Origin of the sequence: Pseudomonas sp. AE27 (assembly GCF_037113495.1) — a bacterium.
Taxonomy (GTDB): domain Bacteria; phylum Pseudomonadota; class Gammaproteobacteria; order Pseudomonadales; family Pseudomonadaceae; genus Aquipseudomonas; species Aquipseudomonas palmensis.
In genome coordinates, this window is record NZ_CP146966.1 from 2,322,098 (window position 1) to 2,343,880 (window position 21,783).

The window sequence follows — 21,783 nt, forward strand, 5'->3', positions numbered from 1 at the left end:
TCAGTCCTGATCGGCCAGTTCGCAGACGCCATTCGCACGATTCTTGCCGGTGTACGACACATCCGGCGAGCCGTCGGGCCTGATGGTGAGCGACACGGTTATCCCGCTGCCCTTGGCTTCGAAATAGTTGTCGTTGAATTTCTTCAACGTGGCCTCTTTGCCATTGATATAGATCGGCCCGCCTTCATCGGCGTGAACCTCGATGTTGCCTGGGCAGGTGGCGTTAAGCAGCGGGATGTCCGCATGGGCAATGCCGGCAGCGCTCACCAGCAAGGCGCCCAACAGTAGCTGTTTCATCGAATTGTCTCCTGAGTCGGCCAGGTGCCGAAACATCAGCAATAGCTCACTTCAACGGTGCACGCCACCCTGGTGCAGGGGCGGATGAATCGAATGCGCTACCACAGCGATGGATTCAAGATGAAAAGAGCCCCTCTCGGTCAACCAGCAAAGTGGCTGCAAGCAAAATGCCACCAAGTGCAAGAATGTTCGGAGCTGTTTTAAAATGCGCACTTTGTCATTTCAAAGGAATGAACTAGTGGTAAGTCACAATGCCGTCGCGTGCCCACACTGTCACGGGCAGAATGTTCAACTGCTGTCCGTTATCCATGCCGCAGGCACCTCCCGCATCAAAACCACTCATCAAGTGCAATCCGGAGTAGGGCCAAGTGTTACGGTCGAGACGACGGGTAAACATCAGACTGACCTGGCCGCCAGCGTCTCTCCCCCACCAGGCAAACGCTTGCTGGGGCCCGTCATACTTACGATCGTGGGCTCCATCATCCTGTATGACGGCCTTAAACTCATGAACACCTGGTGGGGAGTCGATTGGACCAGGTTCTTCATTGGCGTTGCGTTCATTGCAATCGGCGTGATCGGTTTTGTTCGTCATTGGCGGTTCAACGTCGCGCAATACGACAAGTTGGAAGTCTGGCGCCGTAGTTGGCTGTGTCATGCTTGCGGCACCCGATTTCAGCCCTCATAACGTGTGAGGCCACTGTCCCGACGCATACTTGAGCCCGTCTAGCGCGGGCTTTTTTTGAGCCATTTTTCTGCATGAGCATAATTTGAGGGCCGCCAGCTTCTGGTTGTACTCGTCGAGGCTCATGCCGCAGGCGCTGTCACTGTAGTTATTGGCCAGGTTCAGCTTTTTCTGGTTGATCCGGTCGGCGATGGTGGCGGCATCGGTCTGCTCATCACGCACCTGGACGTTGAAATAATGGTGGGTTGCCGGTATTGGTGAACATCAAGTCATCCGCAAGGCAAATCATGCAGCTAACGTTCCGACATCTCAGCGATGTTTCAACCGATGACATCATGGCGCTTAACAACAATCCAGATGTCTTACGCCAGATGCCCCTGGGTCGCCCCGACTTTGACGAAAAAAAATGCAAGGCATGGGTCGCCCAAAAAGAGGCCCAATGGGTCCTTAACTGATATGGGCCCTGGGCTTTCTTCGTCGAGAATGAATTTGCCGGTTGGGGTGGGCTACAGAAAGAGGGCGACGACGCCGATCTTGCCTTGGTGCTCCATCCACACTACTGGGGATTGGGAAAGGTAATTTTCAATGAAATCGTACGGCGCGCTGTTCAGGAGTTGAGGCTGGAGTCGATTACCCTACTGCTTCCACCAACCAGAGTTCGAATCAAAGGTGTACTGCGCCTAGGGTTTCGCCCTGACGGAGACGTTGATATCGATGGTACGTACTTCAGGCGCTATCGGCTCCTTGTCGGTCCAAGCGCACAGCACCCGTAACCCTTCATCTGGCCACTATCCTGTGCGTCTCGGGGTGGGCATGCCCCTGTAGGGACGCAACGATCATGCCCTGTGCAAGCCCGCCAGCCTCGAATTCGTCGATAGACCTGATGAACTCGCATCCAAAGGAGCAAGCGCGCCGCCTGAAAAGCCTGATGCGAGCTTCTAATAGATCGAGCTTAATCCAGCACTCCATTTATCACTTCGTAGATGATGCCGGTGGCAATAGCAACGAGAATCAAGTCTGTGCCAGCTTGTTGCCACTCATAGCCATCGTAGCGCGGTAGATGGCCGATAAGTCTTGCGTCGAGCTTTTTCGCGATGCCAGGAGGGAGCGGTTTTCCTCGTGCCAAGTTCTTCTGGATGCCAGGCGGTAGTGCTGGACTTGGGGCCCAATAATTGCGGTAACTGTTCAGTACATTCAGGACGCTGCCACGATCAATGTTCGGGCCGTGGTCCCAGTCATTTTGCCCTGAACGCGTTCCCTTCGCCCCGCTCCCCTGGTTGCCGTGGCCTTGAGCATTGTGGGCGTTACCCTTTCCGTTGCCTTGCCCTTTTCCATTACCGGGGTCAGCGCATGCGCCGACCGAGCCTGTAATTAAAACAAGGCTTGTAAGCACTGAGATCAACGTTTTCGATTTGAGCATGGCCGTACTCTCAGAAAGGGGATAGCCCCTCCAATGTAGACGACGCTGTATGAAAAGATTCACTCACCCCCATGCCGCATCCGGCCACGGAGGGCGACCACAGTCACCATCTGCCTGCCAGGTAGAACATGCCTCCTGCAAACACAGTCAAGATGATGCCGTCCAGTACATCGCCAAATGCGGCGTTATCTGAGCACCATGCTTCGAGCTGTGCGGCCAGAAAGAAGATCGCAATGAACAACACGACGCCCGCGATGCGCCGCTGAACCTTGAACCTGGCTTTGTCGGTTCCGAACCACAGCATTCACGCCTCCTTCAGTAATCCATCCATAACCCCACGATAACTTGCGTAGGCGCTCAGGTCACGGAGGGCGGCGCATGCCGCCGCGAAGCATTACGTCTTGCCCCACCTGAATGCGCTCCCGAATTGACCCTGTTCCGACCGGTTGATGTTGGTATTTGGGCCTCACTACATGGTGCAGGTGCTCGATGAAGATCGACCCGCGACCTTCGCCGAATTTATCAAGGCCGGGGACTACGGCCTGATGGAAAGCTTCACTGCGCACAAGCGCACCCTGAACCAGTTCAGGCGCTACACCGGTCGAGCAGAGGGTTTGTCGATCAGCTTCGAGCCTCACTTGCTCGGCTCCAAGATTGAGTTCGACCAGGACAGCAGCAGCCTGACTATCCGCAACCTGCCAACGCAGCTTACTGATCAACTGAAGCGCCGCGCGGCCTGCCCCTTCGGCGCCGCCCGCCAGTGCCTCAGCGCTTGTCATGGAGTTCGGGAGGCCAAGCGCTCATGAACCACATCATTCCGGGAATCATCACGTAGATCCAGTGCTTGCCAGGGTAAACGCAGATGCCGACAGTCCAGATGACGAGCAACGTACCGCCCGCTCGCCGACGCCGCCGCGGCGTGAACCATTCCTGAAATACCTTATGCTTTTCCCGCAGTTTCACTACCACTCTCCCTGTTTGGTAAGCGGCGAAGCATAACACCAGCAGCGCTGCCCGCCAGCGCCTTCCCCCCATACGAAAACGCCGCCTGATGAGGCGGCGCTGACTGTAACGGACGTTAGAGAACAGCATCGACTTCCCGCGCAGGGGCCAAAGACCCTGAACAAAACGGCTGGCTAGGTCGAGAGAGGCTCGTTACTCCTTGAGCCCTTTCACAAAAGTCAGTGCATCAGGGATGCTCATCATTCCAGCGGTAACAGCAACCAAAAGCAAACAGCTCAAAGCCAATACTACAGTTGTCGCCGTGCTATCAAATTTCAGTTGAGCCGAGACCACTAGCCATGCCATGCAGACCAGCTGCAGTACCAACGCAATTGGCAAGCACGTAGCTCTGAAATCCGGATAGTAAACCTGCCCCAAAGAGTTAATAATCAGAACCAATACAGAAAACACTACTGGAAGTACTAACCAGCGCCTTTTCATTGGTGCCGAAATATAGGAAGACAGATCCATTCCGTTGTTTTTGAAAAAATCATGAATCTCTTCCGGAGACCCTTCCACATCCCCGACTTTCATGAACCGTTCTTCCTTGCTGCGTCAAGAATACGATTAACATCTTCTTTTGCACCGCTGTCGGACCAGACGGACTCTTCCTCGCCCTTAATCAGGTAAATAGAGTCCCCATCCAATAGCATGTTACTACCAGTGAAAGTCACGCCCTGGGCGTCTCCGAAGTACTTTATATCAAACACCTTCAAAGCTTCGGCCTGAATCGCCCCTAGTTTCGTAGACACCTCCAAGCCTCATAATGAGGCCCAAATAGGAGGAGCCATGAGTCGTCAGCGTTACCCCGAAGAATTCAAGATCGAAGCGGTCAAGCAAGTGACCGAGAAAGGCAAACCTGTCGCCGATGTCGCCCAGCGCCTGGGTATGTCCGTGCACAGCCTTTACGCCTGGATCAAGGTCTACAGCAAGCCCCAAGAGCAGCGTCAGCAAGACGACGATCAGCAGGCCGAACTGCGCAAGCTACGCGCTGAACTCAAGCGCGTGACGGAAGAGCGAGACATCTTAAAAAAGGCCGCCGCGTACTTTGCCAAGGAGTGCGGCTGAAGTACGCCTTCATCAAGAAGCACTCGACTGATTACCCGGTGCGGCGCCTTTGCCATACCCTCAAGGTGCACCCCAGCGGTTATTACGCCTGGCTGGCCGAGCCTCAATCTTCCCGAGCAAAAGAAGATCAACGTCTGCTTGGCTTGATCAAACACGCTTGGCTGGAAAGCGGAGGTGTATACGGCTACCGCAAAATTCACGATGACCTGCGTGAGCTGGGAGAGGAATGCGGTCGAAATCGAGTCGGGCGCTTGATGCAGGCGGAGGGGCTGCGTTCTCAAACGGGCTATCGGCGGCGTCCAGGGTTCTATGGTGGAAAACCAACAGTGGCCTCGCCCAACCACCTCGCGCGGCAGTTCAAGGTCAGTGAGCCGAACAAGGTCTGGGTGACAGATATCACTTACATCCGCACCTATGAAGGGTGGCTCTACCTCGCGGTAGTGCTGGATCTGTTCTCACGCCAAGTAATTGGTTGGTCAATGAAGCCAAGGATGAGCAGCGACCTAGCTATCGACGCGATGTTGATGGCTGTTTGGCGACGCAAGCCTCAGCAGCAAGTGATGATTCACTCAGATCAAGGCAGTCAGTTCAGTAGCTCGGATTGGCAAAGTTTCTTGAAGGCCAACAATGTAATCAGCAGCATGAGCCGGCGGGGAAACTGCCACGACAATGCCGTAGCCGAGAGCTTTTTCCAGCTTTTGAAGCGGGAGCGAGTCCGACGAAAGATCTACACAACCCGTGAAGAAGCCCGAAGTGATATTTTCGATTACATCGAGATGTTCTATAACCCTAAACGCCGACACAGCAGTGCTATGCAGCTGTCTCCAGTAGAGTATGAGAAACGCTATTTCCTGAGCTTGGAGAGTGTCTAGGAAACCAGGGGCGATTCAAAATACTGAACATCAAGCGCTGAAGAGACAACCTTTTGTCGTCCATTTTATCGAGTTGCCCCTGCAGTTTTGTCACTCCCTCCGCAAGCTTCCGGACCTCTTCAATGTCAGCCATTGAGTTCATAACTTTAATTGCCTCGAAGCAGGCGCCCCTGGTCGACTCCATTTCCTTTGCAAGCGACAATACAAGCTTGTCGGCAAATCCCATGAGTGCTGACTTACGATAGTCAATACGGGATTTTTCTGCATCAGCTGCGAGGGCGGCGGCCTGCCGCGTCTGAGATCTGAAAGTAGCATCTTGTAGCTGTAGCATTTCTCTTTGAAGGAGTACAGTTTTGAATACTGTCACTAGCGTCAAAACAGAAACTATCGGAACAAGTACCCCTCCAAAGTAACCTCCGAAGTTTGACCACTCGCTGGATTTCGGAGATAAATCCCCGCCAAAATTCAGTCTGTAAAGAGTAAAAACAAAAACAAGAGCTATAAGCGCTAGAGCGCCTAAAGCCAGTATTAGTTTCAGATCCCCTGCTTTGATATCCGTTGGCTTCGCTGCCTCTTCCACTAGCCCCTCCGCATCTATTCGCCAAAAGCACTGATCGTCTCACAAGCTAATCCAGCGAGGTATCCCCATGCCCACAGAAAACCGATCCAGCAACACCGACCAGATGGTCAGCGTGCCGCGCGACGAAGTTGAGCGCCTAGTGAAGCTGCTGAAGTACCAAGCCCACCCCTACCCGTCGCCTCATGCTGAGTTCTGGCAGGGCCTACTTGATGCGCCAGCCGCCCAGCACAAAGGTGATCCCGACCGAGCATTGAAAGACGCCCTGTTCGCCTGCCTGGCGGCCGGTGGTGGTGATCGCGAGTACGGCGGTGTGGCGACTGCCGGCGACCGGCAGGGATGGGTTCGGTTCACGACTGTGGCGGCCGGCGCCCAGCACCAGGGCGAGCCGGTGGCTTTTTATCGGGAATTTGTGGATGGTCGCGAGTACTGCGAAAAGCCCTTCACGAACGACTGGACACCGCTCTACACCCACGCCGAACCTGGCGAGGTTGAGCGGCTGCGTGCTGAACTGGAGAGCGTGAAGTCTTCCCGCGATGCCTTCGCGCAGAACGCTATCGACTTGCGCGCCCAGCTGGCCGAGCGGGATGCGCTGCTGCGCGATATCAACAAACGGCATTCGTCCGGCGTTGACTTCGATCTACCCGCCGACCTAGCTGCAAGGGTAACAGCCCTATCCGCCAGCGCAGAGCCGAGCGCGCCGAAGTGCGAGGACTGCAGCGGAACCGGATCCCCTGGCGGCCGAATGCATGCCAATGGCATCGATGCACCAGAGTACGAGCCGTACAAATGCGAGAAGTGCGACGGCTTTGGTATCGTCGGAAACATCCTGAACGCCGAAACCTGCACGGACTGCACGCCGAGCGCGCCGGTTGATCGGGATGAGCTGGTGCCGGCCGCCTTGATGCTTAGGCAGGCAGGTTTCGGCAATCTTGCTGATGCAGTGGATGAAGCCCGCGCCGCCCTGGAGCGCAAGCCATAGCAGGAGAACATTTGTACTCCACCCGACGAAGCGCCATCGACGGGCGCGGATTGCGGGAACAAAATGCTGTTTATTTGAACAGTACTCTCTATGCACTTCCTCATCGTTCCAATGCGCGTGCGCGGCGTGCCCCGCAGCAAGAAAGAGATCAACACCGCTGTGCCGATCCGCGGCGACGTGCACCTGTGCGTCGATGCGTTCTCACCCATGGGCCGACCTTCAAGTTCAGCATCGATCCTGAAGATTCACCCGGGCGAGCCGCTTCTGCCGCCGCTGTATGAGGCGGTGATGACCGGCATGTCGACCATGGGCGCCACGTTCACTGGCATCGAGTTCATCGACGGCGTGGCCTACGCGCAAAGCTGGTGGGTACGCGTTCCGTAGCAACACCCCTACCCCTCTCCCCTCTATTCACTGCCGCGATATGGCGGCAAAGGATTCCGTATGCCCAGCGCACAAACGGCGGCACGGTGGTGCCCAGACGAATGCCCGATCACCGGCCGCAAGTTCTTCATGTGGATCGAGCACCCCGATGGTGGGATGGTGCCGACCTATGGCGGTCCTTTCGACAGTTACACGATCCCGACCCGCGACGGCGAAGAAGGCTTCTTCTGTGAACGATACGACCACGATTACGGTGGTTGGCGCGACGACGAAATGGTCGGCTTGAAGCTGATCGATGACCAAAGCGACGAATGCGAGCACGGCCAGGTTGCCGAGCTGCGGGAAGAAATTGAACGACTCAAGGGTCAGAGCCGCACCATTACGCTCTCCGGCTGCGAGTTCACCGAAGACGATCTGCTCCGCACTGCGGTCCGCATGGTGCGTGGCACCACCAGAATGAAGCAGCCACGCTGGGTGCTCATGAAGGATGCCTTCTGCTGTGGTTCTGGCGTGGCGCACGCGCTGTGCCGGCGTTTCGGCTTCGACCCAGACGAGGGCCTGCGCAAATGACCCGCCTCGCCCTCTGCCTCCTGCTGCTGGCCACCGGCGCCAGCGCAACCGAACTGCCGTCAGGTGTCTGGTACTTCGAGGACAAGCCCCGCGGCGTCGTGTGCTACGTCATGAACTCGCTGGGCAACAACGCCATCAGCTGCGTGAAGGTCTGGCTGCCGCAAGTGGCCGGCAACCAGCGCCAGCTCTCCCCGCACGAAACACAACCCGAGCATACACCCGCACTGGCGCCTGGGCGCTGGATTGATGAGAGGTATCAGCTGTGAGCAAGAAGAAAACGAGCTTCACCATCGTATCCAGTGATGAACTGGAAGAGCTGCGCCGCGACCGCGACAGGCTTAGCGCCCTGGAGTCGTGCTGCTGGGATGTTCGTTTCGAGAGTCATTCGAATGGCATGGACGGCGACTACACGATCGGCATTGAGATCATCGGCCATTACATGGGCAAGCCATGCGCTCGGGTGCTGGGCGAGAACTACAACGAGGACCTGCGCGCCGCCATCGACCAGGCGCTCACCGCTGAGGCATATCCGCCAGAGCGCCCGGAGTACGACCTGTATGGTAATCCCGAACGGAGGCGCGCATGACCGACCTAATCGAAGTGAAGACGGCCGACCTGGTGGGCGAGCAGTTGGCCTGGGCGGTCGCCAAGGCCGAGGGGCTGGATGTGCATGTGGCCAAGCCGCACTACGGCGCACCGACCAGGGTGTTCGTCTACTACCGCGGCGAAGCAACCGAGCGCTGCGAGCGGTACAACCCGCAAGAGAACTGGGTGCTTGGAGGGCCGCTGAAGACAAAGCATCAGATCGGCGATGGCCCAGTGCGGGGCGGCTGGACGGCCTACCCAGCAGGCCGAATGAGCCCACCGACTGGCTGATGGGCCCGAGCCCGCTTGTAGCGATCTGCAGAGCCGTCATAACCAAGGTGGCCGGCAACGTCGTCTGCGTGCCCAAGGATCTGATGCCATGATCGCCCTCGCCTATATGGCCTGGCTGATCTACAGGGGGCCGCGATGAAGCTCATCTATCGCCTCAACCGCTGGCTGCCATTTGGCGGCCTGCCAATCGCGCGGGTCCAGCATGGGCGCAACACCTGCACCCTCTACAAAAACGGCTGGGTGCTGATCAGCGACGGCAATAGCACCGACGCCCTCCCGCTCAACTTCACCAGCCGGGCCCTGGTCGACGCGTTCGCCGCCGAACTCGCCTAACCCCTCCCCCAACTACTCAAGCCCGCCGACATGCGCGGGCATGGAGAGCTATTGCCGCCAATCTGCGGCTTGGAGCCTACCCATGGAAACCGAGATCCTTTCGGACGAAGAGCTGGCTGACCTGACTGGCTACAAGGCCAGGGGCTGGCAGCGTCGCTGGCTCACTGATCGCAACTGGCACTTCGTCGAGAGCCGCGGCGGTCGCCCCCTGGTGGGCCGCCAGTACGCGCGCATGAAGCTTGGCATCACGCTCGGCGTTCTGCCTGTTACACCCCCACCCCTGCCGACCGCGGCGTGGACACCTGACTTTTCCCGAGTGAAATGAAATGCGCCCCAGAAGTACCGAGAATCGCGACCTGCCGCCTGGTGTTTACCGGCGCAAGCGCACTAGGAAGAGCGGCAAGGAATGGGTCGGGTATTACTACCGAGACCCCGTCGGCAAGGAGATTCCCCTCGGCACGGATCTGACCCAGGCCAAACTCAAATGGGCCGAGCTGGAGGCGAAAACCATACCGGCCGAACTCACGACCATGAAAGGGATCTTCGATCAGTACGAACGACACATCTTGCCTAAGAAAGCGCCCCGCACCCAGAAAGACAACATCTACGAACTGAAGCAACTGAGGATGGTGTTCGATTCGGCGCCTATCGATGCCATCACGCCAGCCATGATCGCGCAGTACAGGGATAGTCGATCCGCGAAGACCAGGGCCAATCGTGAGATCGCGCTTCTGTCGCACGTATTCAACACGGCTCGCGAGTGGGGGCTGACGACGCAGCAGAATCCATGCCTGGGGGTGAGAAAAAACAAGGAGAAGCCCCGCGACTACTACGCTAACGAGGCAGTATGGCGAGCGGTGTATGAAGAGGCCCCGGTGGAGCTGAAGGACGCGATGGACCTGGCATACCTGACCGGCCAGCGGCCAGCGGACGTGCTGTCCATGCGAAAGGACGACTTGGAAGGGGCCTACCTACTGGTCAGCCAGGGCAAAACCGGTAAGCGACTGAGGATCATCTTGGAAGTTAATGGGGTGAACAACAGCCTGGGCACGCTTCTGGATCGCATCAAGCTTAGGAATCGAGATCATCTGTCGCCATTCTTCATCCTGAGCGCCAGCGGCAAACGGCTGTCTTGGGAGATGCTGCGCAACCGGTGGCAGGAGGCACGGGAGTCTGCCCGACTGAAAGCCATCAGCGAGAAGCAGCCTGAGCTCGCCAACCGAATCGCGCAGTTTCAGTTCCGCGACATCCGCCCCAAGGCGGCTTCGGAGATCACAGATCTGGGCGATGCCAGCTTGCTGCTTGGCCACTCGAAAGAAGGCATTACCGAGCGCGTTTACCGCAGGATCGGCGCCATCGCGAAGCCTTCTAAATAGAAAAGTTTCGGAACTCCACCCTCAAAGTTTCGGAACTCAGGCCTTTTCTATCGCCCAAAGAAAAACCCCGCAGACGTTAATCTGCGGGGCTTTCAATAATGGAGGCCGAGGTCGGAATCGAACCGGCGTAGACGGATTTGCAATCCGGAGCATAACCACTTTGCTACTCGGCCTCAAATGACTGAACCCTCTGAAGCAGCTCAATCACGTACAAACTGTAGAGATTTGCATCTCATTGAAAACGTTGAGATTTTTATTCCTCGTCGCTTTCGATGGACGCCATTATGTCCGCATTCGGGAGGGCTTGCAACCCCCTGATTTAAAAAAGATTTGGGGTGGGTTTTCGCCAACGGGTCATGCGGCGGCAGGCTCTCCTGCCCCGCGGCTGACTTCGAACACGCCCACCAGCTTCTGCAGCTTGTTCGCATTCAAGCGCACGGTCTCGGCACTGGTGTGCAGCACTGTCACGGTCTGGCGCATTTCCAGTGACGCCTGATCGACCTCCTTGATGGTGCGCCCGTATTCGAGGCTGCGCTGGTTGAGCTGCTGGATGATGCCGAACATGTTCTCCACGGCCCGGTGCAATTGCACGTTCTCGGACGAGGCCTGCTCGGCCAGGCGCAAGCTGTCATCCACGTCCTGCACGCCGCTCTGCATGAAGCCCACGGCCTGCTGCGTCTCGCTGTGCAAACCGTCGACCATCGTACGGATATCGTCGGCCGCCCGTGCCGTGCGCGCCGCCAGGCTGCGCACCTCGTCGGCCACCACCGCAAAGCCGCGACCATGCTCGCCGGCACGCGCCGCCTCGATGGCGGCATTGAGCGCCAGCAGGTTGGTCTGGCTGGTGATGTCGCTGATCAGCCCGGTGATGTTGCCGATCTCGGCCATGCGGCTGTCCAGCAACCTGACACTGGACGATGAACGCTGCACCACATCGCGTATCGACTGGGTGCCCGCCTGCACGGTCAGGAACTGCTCCCGCGCCCGGCTGACCACCTCGTCCATGGCCTGCTTCATCTGCTCGGCGCCGGCCGAGGCCTGCTGGATCTCGCCCAGTTGCTCCTCCACGATCACCATCATGCGGTGCACGGCATCGGCCACCTCCTCGGAGGTGAAGCTGGCGGCCTGGCTGCGCCCCAGCATCATCTGGTTGGTGGTGCCCACGCTGTGGCTGGCCTTGATCACCTGCCCCACCACCGCGTCCAGATGGTCGATGAAGCTGTTGATCCAGCGCCCCATGTCGCCGGTCTCGTCATTGGCCATGCGCGTGGTGTCCAGGCGCTGGCGCAGGTTGCCCTCGCCTTCGGCGATGGCCCTGATCACGCCGGTCATCTCGCTCAGGCGCGCGGCGAGGCGCCGCGGCCCCAGCACGCTGAACACCAGCGCGGCCAGCAGCAGGCTCACGCCCTCGCACGCATCGATCAGGCCCTGGTCGAGGCCGCTGTAGTGCTGCACCAGGTAGTTGCTGACGAACAGGCCGAGCATCGTCGCCAGGTACGGCTTCATCAGGCCGTAGCTCAGCGAGCGCCGCCGGTACACCTCCTCCAGGTCGGCTTCGCACATCATGCCCCAGCGGTCCGGCGAGCCGGGCAACTGAAAGGTCACGCCCTTGCCCACCACGGGAATGTGGCGGTAGTCCGAATAGCCGGGGTAGCTCACGAACAGGTTGGCGCCGGTGCGGATGGTTTCGCGCACGCCAGGGTGCAATTGCCCGGTGGCCGGGTCGGTGAAGCGCAGCTCAAGCTCGGTGTGGCGCTGCACCTGCACGGTCTTCCACGGGGTGTGCACGCCGCTCTTGAGGTTCTCGCCGTGGCTGAAGGTGCCGTCCTCGAAGCGCGAGCGCGACAAGGCCACCCCCGGCTGCAGGCCGGGGTCGAAACGCGACTGCACCATGAACAGGTAGTTGTCCCCGGACTCGGCAAAGATATGCCCGGCCTCGCGCTGGATCAGGTCGCCCAGTACGTCGTTGGGCACCCGTGCGCACAGGCAGCCCACCACCTGGCGGTCGACCTTGATCGGCTGGTAGAACATCAGCGTCACTTCATCATGAAAGCTGGAGGTCGACGGGCCGATCGCCAGGGTCAGGGGGTCGCTGTAGGGCCCATGCAGAAACGGCGCCTTCAGCCCCTCGGCCAGCGGCCGTGGGTCGATGCGCGGGCGCGTGCCCTGGCCGCGCCAGGTCGAGGCAAGCACCTCGCCCGCCGCATCCACCACGAACAACTCGGAAAAGTCGTCGGCCTGCGCCAGCTTCTGCTGCAATACTTGCCCATCGAGGCTGCGGATGTCGTTGCCGGCACTGGCGGCCAGCTCCGCCAGGTGCTCCCACTGCTCCTGGGCCCAGCCCTGCAGCAACTTGACGCGGGTTTGCGCAATGGCTTCGAAGGTCTGCCCGATCACCGGGTACGCCGATCGGTTGAGGCGGCAGGCCCAGCCCATGGCCAGTTTGCCGGTCCTGCCAAACCATGGCAGCCAGCGCTTTTCTGCGGCGGACAGTTGCATGCAATTGTTCGATAGCGACATTTACATCTCCCGATACGACATTCCTTTGTCCATTCGGCAGGCAACTACCAGGCCAACGCAAAAAACCACCTTGAAAACCGACGCGCAAGCCAGCCAGATAGCACTCTGCCAGCCCCTTCCATGCCCCCTGCGAACCCACCTTTTCTGCGCCCCGAAACGGCGCATGAACGCGCTTGTGTGCACCGCAGGAGTGCGCAGATGAAATGTCCTACAATCCTTGCCTTTGCTGCTCAAGCGGCCGCTCGCCACGCCGATAACCCGACCAGACGAAACAACAATTAAACGGCGTCAGCGGAGCGGATATGAACATCAAACAGAAACTCACGTGGGGCTTCGCGACCATCGCCTGCGTACCGATACTGGTCGTCGCTACGCTGGTGATACTCAACATCCGCCTGGAGGCGCGGGACAACTTCGTCGATGGCAGCGACCGCGAGATTCGACAGGTGGCCAATGCCATGCAGTTGTTCTTCGACGGCATCAGCCAGAACATCGAATTTCTCAGCAAGCTGCCCATGCTGCAGAACACCGACGCCAGCCTGAAGAAGTACATTTCGCCCGACGCCCCCACGCTGCCGATGGGGCCGCAGGACAAACCGGTGTTCGACTACTTTGCCCGCCTCGGCGCCAGCCACCCGGCCTATGGCTACATCTCCATCGGCACCACCGAGGGCGGCTACATCTCATGGCCCGAAGACCCCAGCCTGGCCAACTACGATCCGCGCCAGCGCCCCTGGTTCAAGATGGCCCAGGCCAACCCGGGCAAGACCCTGCGTACCGCCGCCTACTACTGGGCCAACGACGACGCGGTGCTGGTCAGCACCGTGCGCAGCCTGCCCAACGCGCTGGGCGCCAACGGCGGCGTGGTGAGCGTGGATGTGTCGCTCAAGCAACTGACCGAGATCATCAAGCAGCTCAAGCTGGGTGAAACCGGCTACGTGATGCTGCTGGAGCAGAGCGGCAACATCCTGGTCGACCCCAAGCAGCCGGCGCACAACTTCAAACAGCTCGACAGCCTCGGCCAGGGCTATGCGCAACTGGCCAAGACTACCCAGGGGCTGGTGGAGATCGAGCTTGACGGTGAGCGCTACATGGCCAACGTGTGGCCTTCCGAGCAACTGGGCTGGCGCTTCATCGGCCTGGTCAAGCAGAGTGAAGTGATGGCCTCGGCCACCCGCCTCACCTGGCTGATCGTCGGCATTGCCGCCGCGCTTGGGCTGCTGTTCGCCTTCGTCGGTGCCAGCTTTGCCAAGGTCATCGTGCGCCCGATCAACGACGTGTCCCACGGCCTGGAAGGCATCGCCCAGGGCGAAGGCGACCTGACCCGCAACCTGCACGTGCGCGGCAACGACGAAACGGCCCAGCTCTCGGGCTGGTTCAACCAGTTCCTGGGCGCGATCCGCAGCCTGATCCAGCACATCATGCACGCCGCCGACGGCATCCTGACCAACTCCCACAGCGCCACCAGCGTGTCCAACGAAATGGCCGACGCCGCCAGTCGCCAGCGCGAGGCCGTGGACATGGTGTCGACCGCCTTCCATGAAATGGTCGCCACCGCCAACGAGGTCGCGCGTTCGTGCAGCCAGGCCGCCGAGTCGGCCGACAACGGCCAGCGCCAGGCTTCCGAGGGCCAGCAGCAGATCGACGCCGCCGTGGGCAGCGTCGACCAGCTCAGCCAGGAAATCGCCCAGTCGGCGCAATCCATGCAGCAGCTGGAGCGCGACAGCAACGCCATCCAGTCGATCCTCAGCACCATCCGCTCGATTGCCGAGCAGACCAACCTGCTGGCCCTGAACGCGGCCATCGAGGCGGCGCGGGCCGGCGAGCAGGGTCGCGGCTTTGCCGTGGTGGCCGACGAAGTGCGCGCGCTGGCCAAGCGCACCGCCGACTCCACCGCCGAGATCGACGGCATGCTCGCCAACCTGGCCCGCGGCACCAGCCAGGTCGCCGCGCAGATGAACACCAGCCTGAGCCTGTCGCAGGACTCGGTCAGCCGCATCGGCGAGGCACGCACCCGCTTTGGCCAGATCCGCGAGTCGGTGGGCATGATCCGCGACATGAACACCCAGATCGCCACCGCCGCCGAAGAGCAGCACCAGGTGGCCGAAAGCATCAACCAGCACATCAGCCAGATCCACGGCGATGCGCAGCGGGTGGCGCAACTGGCCAGTGAAGCCAAGAGCGATGCGTTCAACCTGACCCAGCTGTCCAACGAAATGAACACGCTGGTACGGCGCTTCAAAACCTGAAAAAAAGGCGCTGCACGATTTATTTTGCAGCGCCTCTGTCACTTTTTGTTTCTCGTGCGGCAACAGGGTTACTGAGAACCATTCACATCAGGAACCTGACCCCATGTCCGTTGCCGCCCCTACGCCCCGCCCTCACCTGCTGGCGCTTGCGATTGCCTGCGCCAGTATCGCCACGCCGCTGCTGGCCGCCGATGAACAGGCTGCGCCCGAAGCCCGGCTGAACCTGCCGCAAACCGACGTCAACGCCACCCGCATCGCCGACGGCAGCGCCGAAGCCGGCTACCTCACCGACTCGCTGAAGAACGTCGGCGCCCTGGGCGGCATGGCCCTCAAGGACACGCCCTATTCGATCAGCGTGGTGTCCAGCGAGCTGATCCGCAACACCCAGGCCACCTCCACCGACGACATCTTCAAGCTCAGCCCCTTCACCCAGTTCACCTCGCCCTCGGGCGCCGGCTATGCCAGTTCGGTGGCGATCCGCGGTTTCAACGACCTGGGCAATCTCAACATCGCCAACGACGGCCTGCGTTTCAGCAATGGCTCCGACAGCGGCAACTTCGTCGAGGAGATGGAGCGCCTGGAGATCGTCAGCGGCCTCAGCGGCTTCCTGTATGGCCCCGGCAGCCCGGGCGGGCTGGTCAACTACGTGCTCAAGCGCCCCACCTACGAGCGCTACAACAGCGTGACCCTGGGCAACGCCGGCGGCGAGAACGCCTATGTGCACGGCGACTTCGGCGGCCCGATCGACGATCAGGGCGTGCTGGCCTACCGCGTCAACGTGCTGGCCCAGGACGGCGAGACCGCCATCGACCTGCAGAACCGCCGTCGCAAGATGGTCAGCCTGGCGCTGGACTGGAACGTCAGCGACGACCTGCTGGTGCAGTTCGACGCCTCGTACAAGAAAAACCAGACCCACGGCCTGACCAGCTACTGGTACTTCGCCGACCAGCGCCTGCGCCCCGACGCCGATCAGTTGGACAACGACAAGCTCTACAGCCAGCGCTGGGCGTTCTCCGACAGCGAGCACGAGCGCGTCGGCAGCCGCTTCAACTGGCGCCTGAACGAGGTGTTCAGCCTGCGCGGCGCGGTGGCCCACGACCGCAACCGCACCCAGTACGCCTACACCGGCCCCACCGTGACCTCGCCCGGGGTCTACAGCCAACCGCTGTACGCCTTCGCCCCGGTCGAGCGCGAGGAAACCTCGGCCTACCTGTTCGCCGACGCGGCCTTCGACACCGCCAGCATCGGCCACAAGGTCACCTTCGGCTACCAGGGCAACGTGGCGCGGGTACGCGACTACACCGACTACATTCCCTTCCCGGGGCCGCAGTACCAGCCGGTGGGCGGCAACGGCTCGATCCCGCTGGATGAAACCCCGCAGTACGCCAAGCCCGACTACTCCATCGGCCACGGCGACCAGCGCCTGTCGTCGCGCACCCAGGCCGACAACCTGCTGCTGGGCGATGTGATCATCTTCAACGAACAATGGTCGACCATCCTCGGGGTCACCCGCACCCGCATCAAGACCTTCAGCGACAACTTCATGTGGGCCGAATCGTTCGGCACCCCGAGCCAGATCGACAACTACAACCAGAGCAAGACCTCGCCCAACGTCTCGCTGATCTACAAGCCGCTGCCCTGGCTGACCACCTACGCCACCTACATCGAAGGCCTGCAGGCCGGCGGCATCGCGCCCAACACCGCACTCAACGCCGGCCAGGCCATGGCCCCGGCCATCAGCGAGCAGTACGAGGTGGGGGTCAAGGCCGAAGTGGGCGAAGCCCTGCTGACCCTGGCACTGTTCAACATCGACAAGCCCAATGGCTACACCAACCAGCAGCAGATCTACGTGCAGGACGGACGCCAGGAGAACAACGGCCTGGAGTTCGGCATCACCGGCAAGGTCACCCCGCAGCTGACCCTGGTCAGCGGCCTGACCCTGCTCGACCCCCAGGTGAAGAAGGCGGCCAATGCCAGCATCGAGGGCAACAAGCCGGTGGGCGTGGCCAGCCAACTGGCCAAGGTGTACGCCGAATACGACCTGAACGGCGTGCCCGGATTCGCCGTGACCGGCGGCGCCTATTACACCGGCAAGCAGTACGTGGATGAGGCCAACCACTACAGCCTGCCGTCGTTCACCACCTTCGATGCCGGTGCGCGTTATCGCCTGCCGCTGGCGGACAACGCCCTGACCCTGCGCGCCAACGTCAGCAACCTGACCAACAAGGCGTACTGGCTGAGCGACCACTTCCTGGGCGCGCCGCGTACCCTGACGTTCTCGGCACAGCTGGAGTTCTGAGCCCCTTCGCCGGCATTGCCGGTTCCTGCACGGGCGCACGCAGCCTGCAGGAGCCGGCGTTGCTGGCCAAATGCCCACCTCGCGCCGCGCAAATCCCTGAGCACCGCCAAAATCAGTACCAAAGAACCATTGCCGTTCGCATCCGGCCCTGATATTGAGTGTGCCGCTTTGCGCACCCGCGCCTTTCGTTTCCTCTTGCCCACCCCGCTGGCTTCATCCCCACGCGATCCGAGATGCCGACATGATTGAAAACTCCGATGTAATGTATCGCCTGCTGGTACAGAGCGTGATCGATTACGCGATCTACATGCTGACCCCGGAGGGTGTGGTCAGCAACTGGAACGCCGGGGCGCAGCGGGCCAAGGGGTATACCGGCGAAGAGATCATCGGCGAGCATTTCTCGGTGTTCTACAGCGCCGAGGAGCGCGCCACGCAGTTGCCGCAGAAAAACCTGCAGACCGCCCGCGACCAGGGCCGCTTCGAGGCCGAGGGCTGGCGCCTGCGCAAGGACGGCAGTGCGTTCTGGGCGCACGTGGTGATCGACGCGGTGCATGACGACGACGGCCACCTGGTCGGCTTTGCCAAGGTTACCCGCGACTGCACCGAACAGCGCCGCGCCCTGCTCGAACAACGTGAACAGGAGCGTCACTTCCGCCTGCTGGTACAAGGCGTGAACGACTACGCCATCTACATGCTCGACCCGCTGGGCCATGTGATCAACTGGAACGCCGGCGCCGAGCGGGCCAAGGGCTACACCCACGACGAGATCGTCGGCCAGCATTTCTCGGTGTTCTACACCCCGGCGGACCGCGCCGCCGGCCTGCCCGCCCAGTGCCTGGACGCCGCACGCCAGAACGGCCGCTTCGAGGCCCAGGGCCTGCGCCAGCGCAAGGACGGCTCGCACTTCTGGACCAACGTGGTGATCGAAGCCATCCACGACGACGATGGCCAGCTGCTGGGGTTTGCCAAGATCACCCGCGACATCACCGAGCGTCGCCAGTACGAGCTCGACCTGCTGGCAGCCAAGGAACTGGCCGAGGCGCAGAGCGAGAAAATGGCCGCGCTGTCGCAGTTTCTCGACTCGGTGATCAGCAACATCCCGTCCAGCGTGATGGTGCTGGACGTGGCCTCGCGCCAGATCCTGCTGGCCAACCCGCAGGCCGAGAAGCTGTTCTCCAGCCAGCAGTGCGCCCTGGTCGGCAGCACCCCGCAGCAGAGCCTGGTGCCGGTGATGGCTGGCTACCTCGAACACCTCACCGAACATTGCCTGAACCACAACGGCCTGCACCTGACCGAAGACCACCTCGACACCCCGCTGGGCCGACGCACCCTGCGCTCACGCACCCTGCTCAGCCGCAACCCGCAGGTGGGTGCGGGCCACTATGTGCTGCAGATCGCCGACGACGTCACCGACGAGATCGCCGCGCACGCGCAGATTCACCACATGGCGCACCACGACGAACTCACCGGCCTGCCCAACCGCACGCTGTTCCACAACTGCCTGGAAGAGGCCCTGGCCGACGGGCAGGCGCGCCAGCACATGACTGCGGCGCTGTGTCTGGACCTGGACAATTTCAAGAACATCAACGATGCCCTGGGGCATGCCTTCGGCGACCGCCTGCTGCGCGCCCTGGGCCAGCGCCTGCGCAGCGTGCTGCGCGACCAGGACACCCTGGCGCGCCTGGGCGGTGACGAGTTCGCCGTGGTGCTGCCGCACCTGGCGCGCCTCGAGGATGCCCAGCGCACCGCCACGCGCCTGATCGAGGCAGTGGCGCCGGCGTTCCTGATCGACGGCCACAGTTTCTCGGTGGGCCTGAGCGTGGGTATCGCCATCGCGCCGGTCGACCACCACAAGGCCGACCAGTTGCTGCGCTACGCCGACATGGCCCTGTACGAGGCCAAGCGCAACGGGCGCAACCGCTACGAGCTGTTCCACCCCGAGCTCGACGAAGCCGCGCGGCGCCGCCGCATCATGGAAACCGACCTGCGCACCGCGCTGCACCTGGGCCAGCTGCACATGCACTACCAGCCGATCATCGGCAACGACGGGCAGATCACCGGCTACGAGGCGCTGATGCGCTGGCAGCACCCGGTCAAGGGGCAGGTCATGCCGATGGACTTCATCCCGATTGCCGAAGAAACCGGGCTGATCCACGAGGTGGGTACGCGGGCGCTGAACCTGGCCTGCCAGGAGGCCGCCAGCTGGGCCACCGAGCAATCAGTGGCGGTCAACCTGTCGCCGGTACAGTTCAAGAACAGCGACCTGGTGGAAGTGGTGCAGCTTGCGCTGACCGACGCCAGGCTCGACCCGTCGCGCCTGGAACTGGAGATCACCGAATCGGTGCTGCTGGAGAACAGCGACGGCAACCTGCGTACCCTGCAGGCGCTCAAGGACATGGGCGTGCGTATTGCCCTGGACGACTTCGGTACCGGCTACTCCTCGCTGGGCTACCTGCGTTCGTTCCCGTTCGACCGGATCAAGATCGACAAGTCGTTCGTGCACGACATGGGCGAAAGCCGCGAGGCGATGTCGATCATCCGCGCCATTACCGGCATGAGCAGCAGCCTGCTGATCAACACCACCGCCGAGGGGGTGGAGACCGAGGCGCAGTTCAAGCAGTTGCAGGCCGAGGGTTGCTCGCATTTTCAGGGGTATCTGTTCGGGCATCCGCAGCCGGCTGACAAGCGCCAGAAGGGAGGCCGGTAGATCAGCGAGCGCGCAGGCCGTTTCGCCGGCAAGGCCGGCTCCTACACGACAGGTGCGGGAGCCGGCCCTGCCGCCACCTGATCGTACAGCCGCCGCAGCCGCTGCACCGCCGCCTCGATCTCGCCCACCTTGACCCCGCCGTACCCCAGCACCAGCAGGTTGTCGTCATCGGCGTCGGGCTCCACGCTGTAGCCGCCGCGCAGCACCAGCCCATGTGCCGGGGCCTGCGCCAGCATCTTGCGCGCCGTGCCCGGTGCACCGATGCGTACCGCCAGGTGCAACCCCGCCTGCCCCGCCGAGTACCCGATCAGATCCCCGAAGGCCTCGTCCAGGCACTGCTGCAGGCAACTGCGGCGCTGGGCGTACTCGGCGCGCATCTTGCGGATGTGCCGGGCAAAATGCCCTTCCTGGATGAAGTCGGCCATCGCCGCCTGAATCGACAGGTACCCTGGCCGGTACAGCTGGATCAGGCCCTTGCCGAAGGCCTCGGCCAGCCCCTCGGGCACCACCAGGTAACTCAGGCGCAGCCCCGGGAACATCACCTTGCTGAAGGTGCCCAGGTAGATCACCCGGTCTTCGCCACCGAGCCCCTGCAGCGACGGCATCGGCTCGATGTCGTACCGGAACTCGCTGTCGTAGTCATCCTCCACCACCCACAGGTTGTTGGCCTGGGCATACGCCAGCCAGTCACGCCGGCGCTGCAGCGACATGATGTTGCCGGTGGGATACTGGTGCGACGGCGTGACGAACGCCAGCCGCGGCGCAGCAGCCGGCACTGCCGAGGGCAGGCAGGCGCCCTGCGCATCGATCGCCAGCGGCGCGCAGTGCAGCCCCGCCGCCGAAAACACCACCGGCGCGCCCCAATGGCAGGGGCTCTCGACCCACACGGTGTCCCCCGGGTCGCCCAGCAGCTTGGCCACCAGGTCCAGCGACTGGTGGGTGCCCTGGGTCACGATCACCTGCGCCGGGCTGCAACGGACCGCGCGGGCTGCATACAGGTAGGCACTGAGCGCCTCGCACAGCGGGCGGTAGCCGCCCTGATCCACGTAGCCGGCCAGGTGCGCCTGGCGCTTGCTCAGGTAGCGGTTGTGCAGGCGCTTCCAGATATGAAACGGAAACAGGTCGGCGTCCGACACGCCGCCCACGAAGGCGCCCTCGGCCCGCGCCACCGCGCCGAAACGCGCGTTGATCGCCTTGCCCCGGGCCGACAGCGGCGCCTGGTCGGGCGTATCGGGGGCCGGCACGCCGGTTTTCACCTGGGGCAAGGTGTCGGCCACGAAGGTGCCGCTGCCGGGCCGGGCGTACAGGTAGCCTTCATCGAGCAGACGGTCGTAGGCCAGCGACACGGTCAGGCGCGAGACCAGCAACTGCTCGGCCAGCGCCCGGGTGGAGGGCAACTTGTGGTTGACCGGCAGGCGCCGCTGCAGGATCGCCGCCTGGATCGCCTGGTACAACTGGCGCTGCAGGGTCACGCCGCCGTCGCGGTCCAGCGTGCCGACCAGCAGGTCGTGGAGAAGCGATGCCATCGGGTGCCTCACTGCAGGGGGCGGGATCGAAACCGCGAGCATA

At 61.6% G+C, this 21,783-nt stretch carries 22 protein-coding genes, 1 tRNA gene and 2 pseudogenes; 14 read left to right on the forward strand and 11 right to left on the reverse strand.

Annotated features, from left to right (window positions below):
- The 5 genes from V9K84_RS10580 to V9K84_RS10600 all read right to left on the reverse strand — a co-directional run bounded on the left by V9K84_RS10580 (position 1) and on the right by V9K84_RS10600 (position 2,703).
- The gene (locus V9K84_RS10580; protein WP_043861706.1) at positions 1-297 is read right to left on the reverse strand and encodes a hypothetical protein; all 297 of its coding nucleotides are present in this window, start codon (positions 295-297) and stop codon (positions 1-3) included.
- A 235-nt stretch (positions 298-532) separates the two neighbouring features.
- Positions 533-952, reverse strand: coding sequence for a hypothetical protein (locus V9K84_RS10585; RefSeq protein WP_143516626.1), 420 nt, complete (start codon positions 950-952; stop codon positions 533-535).
- Between the two features lie 24 nt (positions 953-976).
- Entirely contained in the window at positions 977-1,201 is a 225-nt protein-coding gene (locus tag V9K84_RS10590; protein WP_088514387.1) for a hypothetical protein, read from the reverse strand.
- 730 nt (positions 1,202-1,931) lie between these two features.
- A complete protein-coding gene (locus tag V9K84_RS10595) occupies positions 1,932-2,399 on the reverse strand; it encodes an anti-virulence regulator CigR family protein (RefSeq protein ID WP_088514385.1) in 468 nt (155 codons plus the stop codon).
- A gap of 103 nt (positions 2,400-2,502) precedes the next feature.
- The gene (locus tag V9K84_RS10600; RefSeq protein ID WP_054914285.1) at positions 2,503-2,703 is read right to left on the reverse strand and encodes a hypothetical protein; all 201 of its coding nucleotides are present in this window, start codon (positions 2,701-2,703) and stop codon (positions 2,503-2,505) included.
- 169 nt (positions 2,704-2,872) lie between these two features.
- Between V9K84_RS10600 and V9K84_RS10605 the strand changes: the two are divergent.
- Positions 2,873-3,205, forward strand: a pseudogene (locus tag V9K84_RS10605) (nucleoid-associated protein); the annotation flags it as partial.
- Between the two features lie 349 nt (positions 3,206-3,554).
- Here the strand turns inward: V9K84_RS10605 and V9K84_RS10610 are convergent.
- Positions 3,555-3,935 carry a hypothetical protein gene (locus V9K84_RS10610; protein ID WP_088514383.1) on the reverse strand — a complete coding sequence of 127 codons (381 nt, stop codon included), beginning with the start codon at positions 3,933-3,935 and terminating at the stop codon, positions 3,555-3,557.
- Positions 3,932-4,153, reverse strand: coding sequence for a hypothetical protein (locus V9K84_RS10615; protein ID WP_338794337.1), 222 nt, complete (start codon positions 4,151-4,153; stop codon positions 3,932-3,934). The genes V9K84_RS10610 and V9K84_RS10615 overlap by 4 nt, the downstream gene beginning before the upstream one ends.
- Before the next feature lie 37 nt (positions 4,154-4,190).
- Between V9K84_RS10615 and V9K84_RS10620 the strand changes: the two genes are divergently transcribed.
- A protein-coding gene (locus V9K84_RS10620) for an IS3 family transposase (RefSeq protein WP_095160079.1) occupies positions 4,191-5,341 on the forward strand; the annotation gives its coding sequence in 2 pieces (ribosomal slippage) (positions 4,191-4,434 and positions 4,434-5,341; 1,152 coding nt in all).
- Here V9K84_RS10620 and V9K84_RS10625 read toward each other — a convergent pair.
- Positions 5,280-5,921, reverse strand: coding sequence for a hypothetical protein (locus V9K84_RS10625; protein WP_338794338.1), 642 nt, complete (start codon positions 5,919-5,921; stop codon positions 5,280-5,282). The genes V9K84_RS10620 and V9K84_RS10625 overlap by 62 nt on opposite strands.
- Positions 5,922-5,988: 67 nt before the next feature.
- Here V9K84_RS10625 and V9K84_RS10630 point away from each other — a divergent pair, with 67 nt between their 5' ends.
- The 9 genes from V9K84_RS10630 (at position 5,989) to V9K84_RS10670 (ending at position 10,439) form a co-directional block, all read left to right on the forward strand.
- Entirely contained in the window at positions 5,989-6,900 is a 912-nt protein-coding gene (locus V9K84_RS10630; RefSeq protein ID WP_088514774.1) for a hypothetical protein, read from the forward strand.
- A gap of 90 nt (positions 6,901-6,990) precedes the next feature.
- On the forward strand, positions 6,991-7,284 hold the full coding sequence (locus tag V9K84_RS10635; RefSeq protein WP_063611983.1) for a hypothetical protein: 294 nt from the start codon (positions 6,991-6,993) through the stop codon (positions 7,282-7,284).
- Between the two features lie 60 nt (positions 7,285-7,344).
- On the forward strand, positions 7,345-7,854 hold the full coding sequence (locus V9K84_RS10640) for a hypothetical protein (protein ID WP_256582830.1): 510 nt from the start codon (positions 7,345-7,347) through the stop codon (positions 7,852-7,854).
- Positions 7,851-8,120, forward strand: a complete 270-nt coding sequence (locus V9K84_RS10645; RefSeq protein ID WP_088514775.1) for a hypothetical protein — start codon at positions 7,851-7,853, stop codon at positions 8,118-8,120. Before V9K84_RS10640 ends, V9K84_RS10645 begins: the two co-directional genes overlap by 4 nt.
- A complete protein-coding gene (locus V9K84_RS10650; RefSeq protein WP_088514776.1) occupies positions 8,117-8,440 on the forward strand; it encodes a hypothetical protein in 324 nt (107 codons plus the stop codon). Before V9K84_RS10645 ends, V9K84_RS10650 begins: the two co-directional genes overlap by 4 nt.
- Positions 8,437-8,730, forward strand: a complete 294-nt coding sequence (locus tag V9K84_RS10655; protein ID WP_338794339.1) for a phage protein NinX family protein — start codon at positions 8,437-8,439, stop codon at positions 8,728-8,730. The genes V9K84_RS10650 and V9K84_RS10655 overlap by 4 nt, the downstream gene beginning before the upstream one ends.
- Before the next feature lie 135 nt (positions 8,731-8,865).
- Positions 8,866-9,063, forward strand: coding sequence for a hypothetical protein (locus V9K84_RS10660; protein ID WP_088514778.1), 198 nt, complete (start codon positions 8,866-8,868; stop codon positions 9,061-9,063).
- An 82-nt stretch (positions 9,064-9,145) separates the two neighbouring features.
- Positions 9,146-9,388 carry a DUF4224 domain-containing protein gene (locus tag V9K84_RS10665; protein WP_088514779.1) on the forward strand — a complete coding sequence of 81 codons (243 nt, stop codon included), beginning with the start codon at positions 9,146-9,148 and terminating at the stop codon, positions 9,386-9,388.
- 1 nt (position 9,389) lies between these two features.
- Complete coding sequence (locus V9K84_RS10670) at positions 9,390-10,439, forward strand: tyrosine-type recombinase/integrase (protein WP_088514780.1); 1,050 nt, start codon at positions 9,390-9,392, stop codon at positions 10,437-10,439.
- A 99-nt stretch (positions 10,440-10,538) separates the two neighbouring features.
- On the opposite strand, the gene V9K84_RS10675 is transcribed toward V9K84_RS10670, so the two are convergent.
- A tRNA-Cys gene (locus V9K84_RS10675) sits at positions 10,539-10,612 on the reverse strand.
- Between the two features lie 181 nt (positions 10,613-10,793).
- A complete protein-coding gene (locus V9K84_RS10680) occupies positions 10,794-12,959 on the reverse strand; it encodes a methyl-accepting chemotaxis protein (protein ID WP_088514781.1) in 2,166 nt (721 codons plus the stop codon).
- Positions 12,960-13,261: 302 nt separating this feature from the next.
- On the opposite strand from V9K84_RS10680, the gene V9K84_RS10685 reads away from it, so the two are divergent.
- The 3 genes and pseudogenes from V9K84_RS10685 to V9K84_RS10695 all read left to right on the forward strand — a co-directional run bounded on the left by V9K84_RS10685 (position 13,262) and on the right by V9K84_RS10695 (position 20,214).
- Positions 13,262-15,208: a methyl-accepting chemotaxis protein gene (locus V9K84_RS10685; protein WP_338794340.1), complete on the forward strand. Its 1,947-nt coding sequence runs from the start codon at positions 13,262-13,264 to the stop codon at positions 15,206-15,208.
- A 217-nt stretch (positions 15,209-15,425) separates the two neighbouring features.
- A pseudogene (locus V9K84_RS10690) lies at positions 15,426-17,507 on the forward strand (TonB-dependent siderophore receptor); the annotation flags it as partial.
- A gap of 241 nt (positions 17,508-17,748) precedes the next feature.
- On the forward strand, positions 17,749-20,214 hold the full coding sequence (locus V9K84_RS10695; RefSeq protein ID WP_088514783.1) for an EAL domain-containing protein: 2,466 nt from the start codon (positions 17,749-17,751) through the stop codon (positions 20,212-20,214).
- Positions 20,215-20,255: 41 nt separating this feature from the next.
- Here the strand turns inward: V9K84_RS10695 and V9K84_RS10700 are convergent, their stop codons facing one another.
- The gene (locus tag V9K84_RS10700) at positions 20,256-21,740 is read right to left on the reverse strand and encodes a PLP-dependent aminotransferase family protein (protein WP_088514784.1); all 1,485 of its coding nucleotides are present in this window, start codon (positions 21,738-21,740) and stop codon (positions 20,256-20,258) included.
- Positions 21,741-21,783: the final 43 nt, after the last annotated feature.

Excerpts from the sequence above, each read along its gene's own strand:
- V9K84_RS10580 (WP_043861706.1), bottom strand. The coding sequence starts at position 297 with ATGAAACAGCTACTGTTGGGCGCCTTGCTGGTGAGCGCTGCCGGCATT.
- V9K84_RS10585 (WP_143516626.1), bottom strand. The coding sequence starts at position 952 with ATGACACAGCCAACTACGGCGCCAGACTTCCAACTTGTCGTATTGCGC.
- V9K84_RS10595 (WP_088514385.1), bottom strand. The coding sequence starts at position 2,399 with ATGCTCAAATCGAAAACGTTGATCTCAGTGCTTACAAGCCTTGTTTTA.
- V9K84_RS10600 (WP_054914285.1), bottom strand. The coding sequence starts at position 2,703 with ATGCTGTGGTTCGGAACCGACAAAGCCAGGTTCAAGGTTCAGCGGCGC.
- V9K84_RS10610 (WP_088514383.1), bottom strand. The coding sequence starts at position 3,935 with ATGAAAGTCGGGGATGTGGAAGGGTCTCCGGAAGAGATTCATGATTTT.
- V9K84_RS10630 (WP_088514774.1), top strand. The coding sequence starts at position 5,989 with ATGCCCACAGAAAACCGATCCAGCAACACCGACCAGATGGTCAGCGTG.
- V9K84_RS10635 (WP_063611983.1), top strand. The coding sequence starts at position 6,991 with ATGCACTTCCTCATCGTTCCAATGCGCGTGCGCGGCGTGCCCCGCAGC.
- V9K84_RS10640 (WP_256582830.1), top strand. The coding sequence starts at position 7,345 with ATGCCCAGCGCACAAACGGCGGCACGGTGGTGCCCAGACGAATGCCCG.
- V9K84_RS10645 (WP_088514775.1), top strand. The coding sequence starts at position 7,851 with ATGACCCGCCTCGCCCTCTGCCTCCTGCTGCTGGCCACCGGCGCCAGC.
- V9K84_RS10655 (WP_338794339.1), top strand. The coding sequence starts at position 8,437 with ATGACCGACCTAATCGAAGTGAAGACGGCCGACCTGGTGGGCGAGCAG.
- V9K84_RS10660 (WP_088514778.1), top strand. The coding sequence starts at position 8,866 with ATGAAGCTCATCTATCGCCTCAACCGCTGGCTGCCATTTGGCGGCCTG.
- V9K84_RS10665 (WP_088514779.1), top strand. The coding sequence starts at position 9,146 with ATGGAAACCGAGATCCTTTCGGACGAAGAGCTGGCTGACCTGACTGGC.
- V9K84_RS10670 (WP_088514780.1), top strand. The coding sequence starts at position 9,390 with ATGCGCCCCAGAAGTACCGAGAATCGCGACCTGCCGCCTGGTGTTTAC.
- V9K84_RS10680 (WP_088514781.1), bottom strand. The coding sequence starts at position 12,959 with ATGTCGCTATCGAACAATTGCATGCAACTGTCCGCCGCAGAAAAGCGC.
- V9K84_RS10685 (WP_338794340.1), top strand. The coding sequence starts at position 13,262 with ATGAACATCAAACAGAAACTCACGTGGGGCTTCGCGACCATCGCCTGC.
- V9K84_RS10695 (WP_088514783.1), top strand. The coding sequence starts at position 17,749 with ATGATTGAAAACTCCGATGTAATGTATCGCCTGCTGGTACAGAGCGTG.
- V9K84_RS10700 (WP_088514784.1), bottom strand. The coding sequence starts at position 21,740 with ATGGCATCGCTTCTCCACGACCTGCTGGTCGGCACGCTGGACCGCGAC.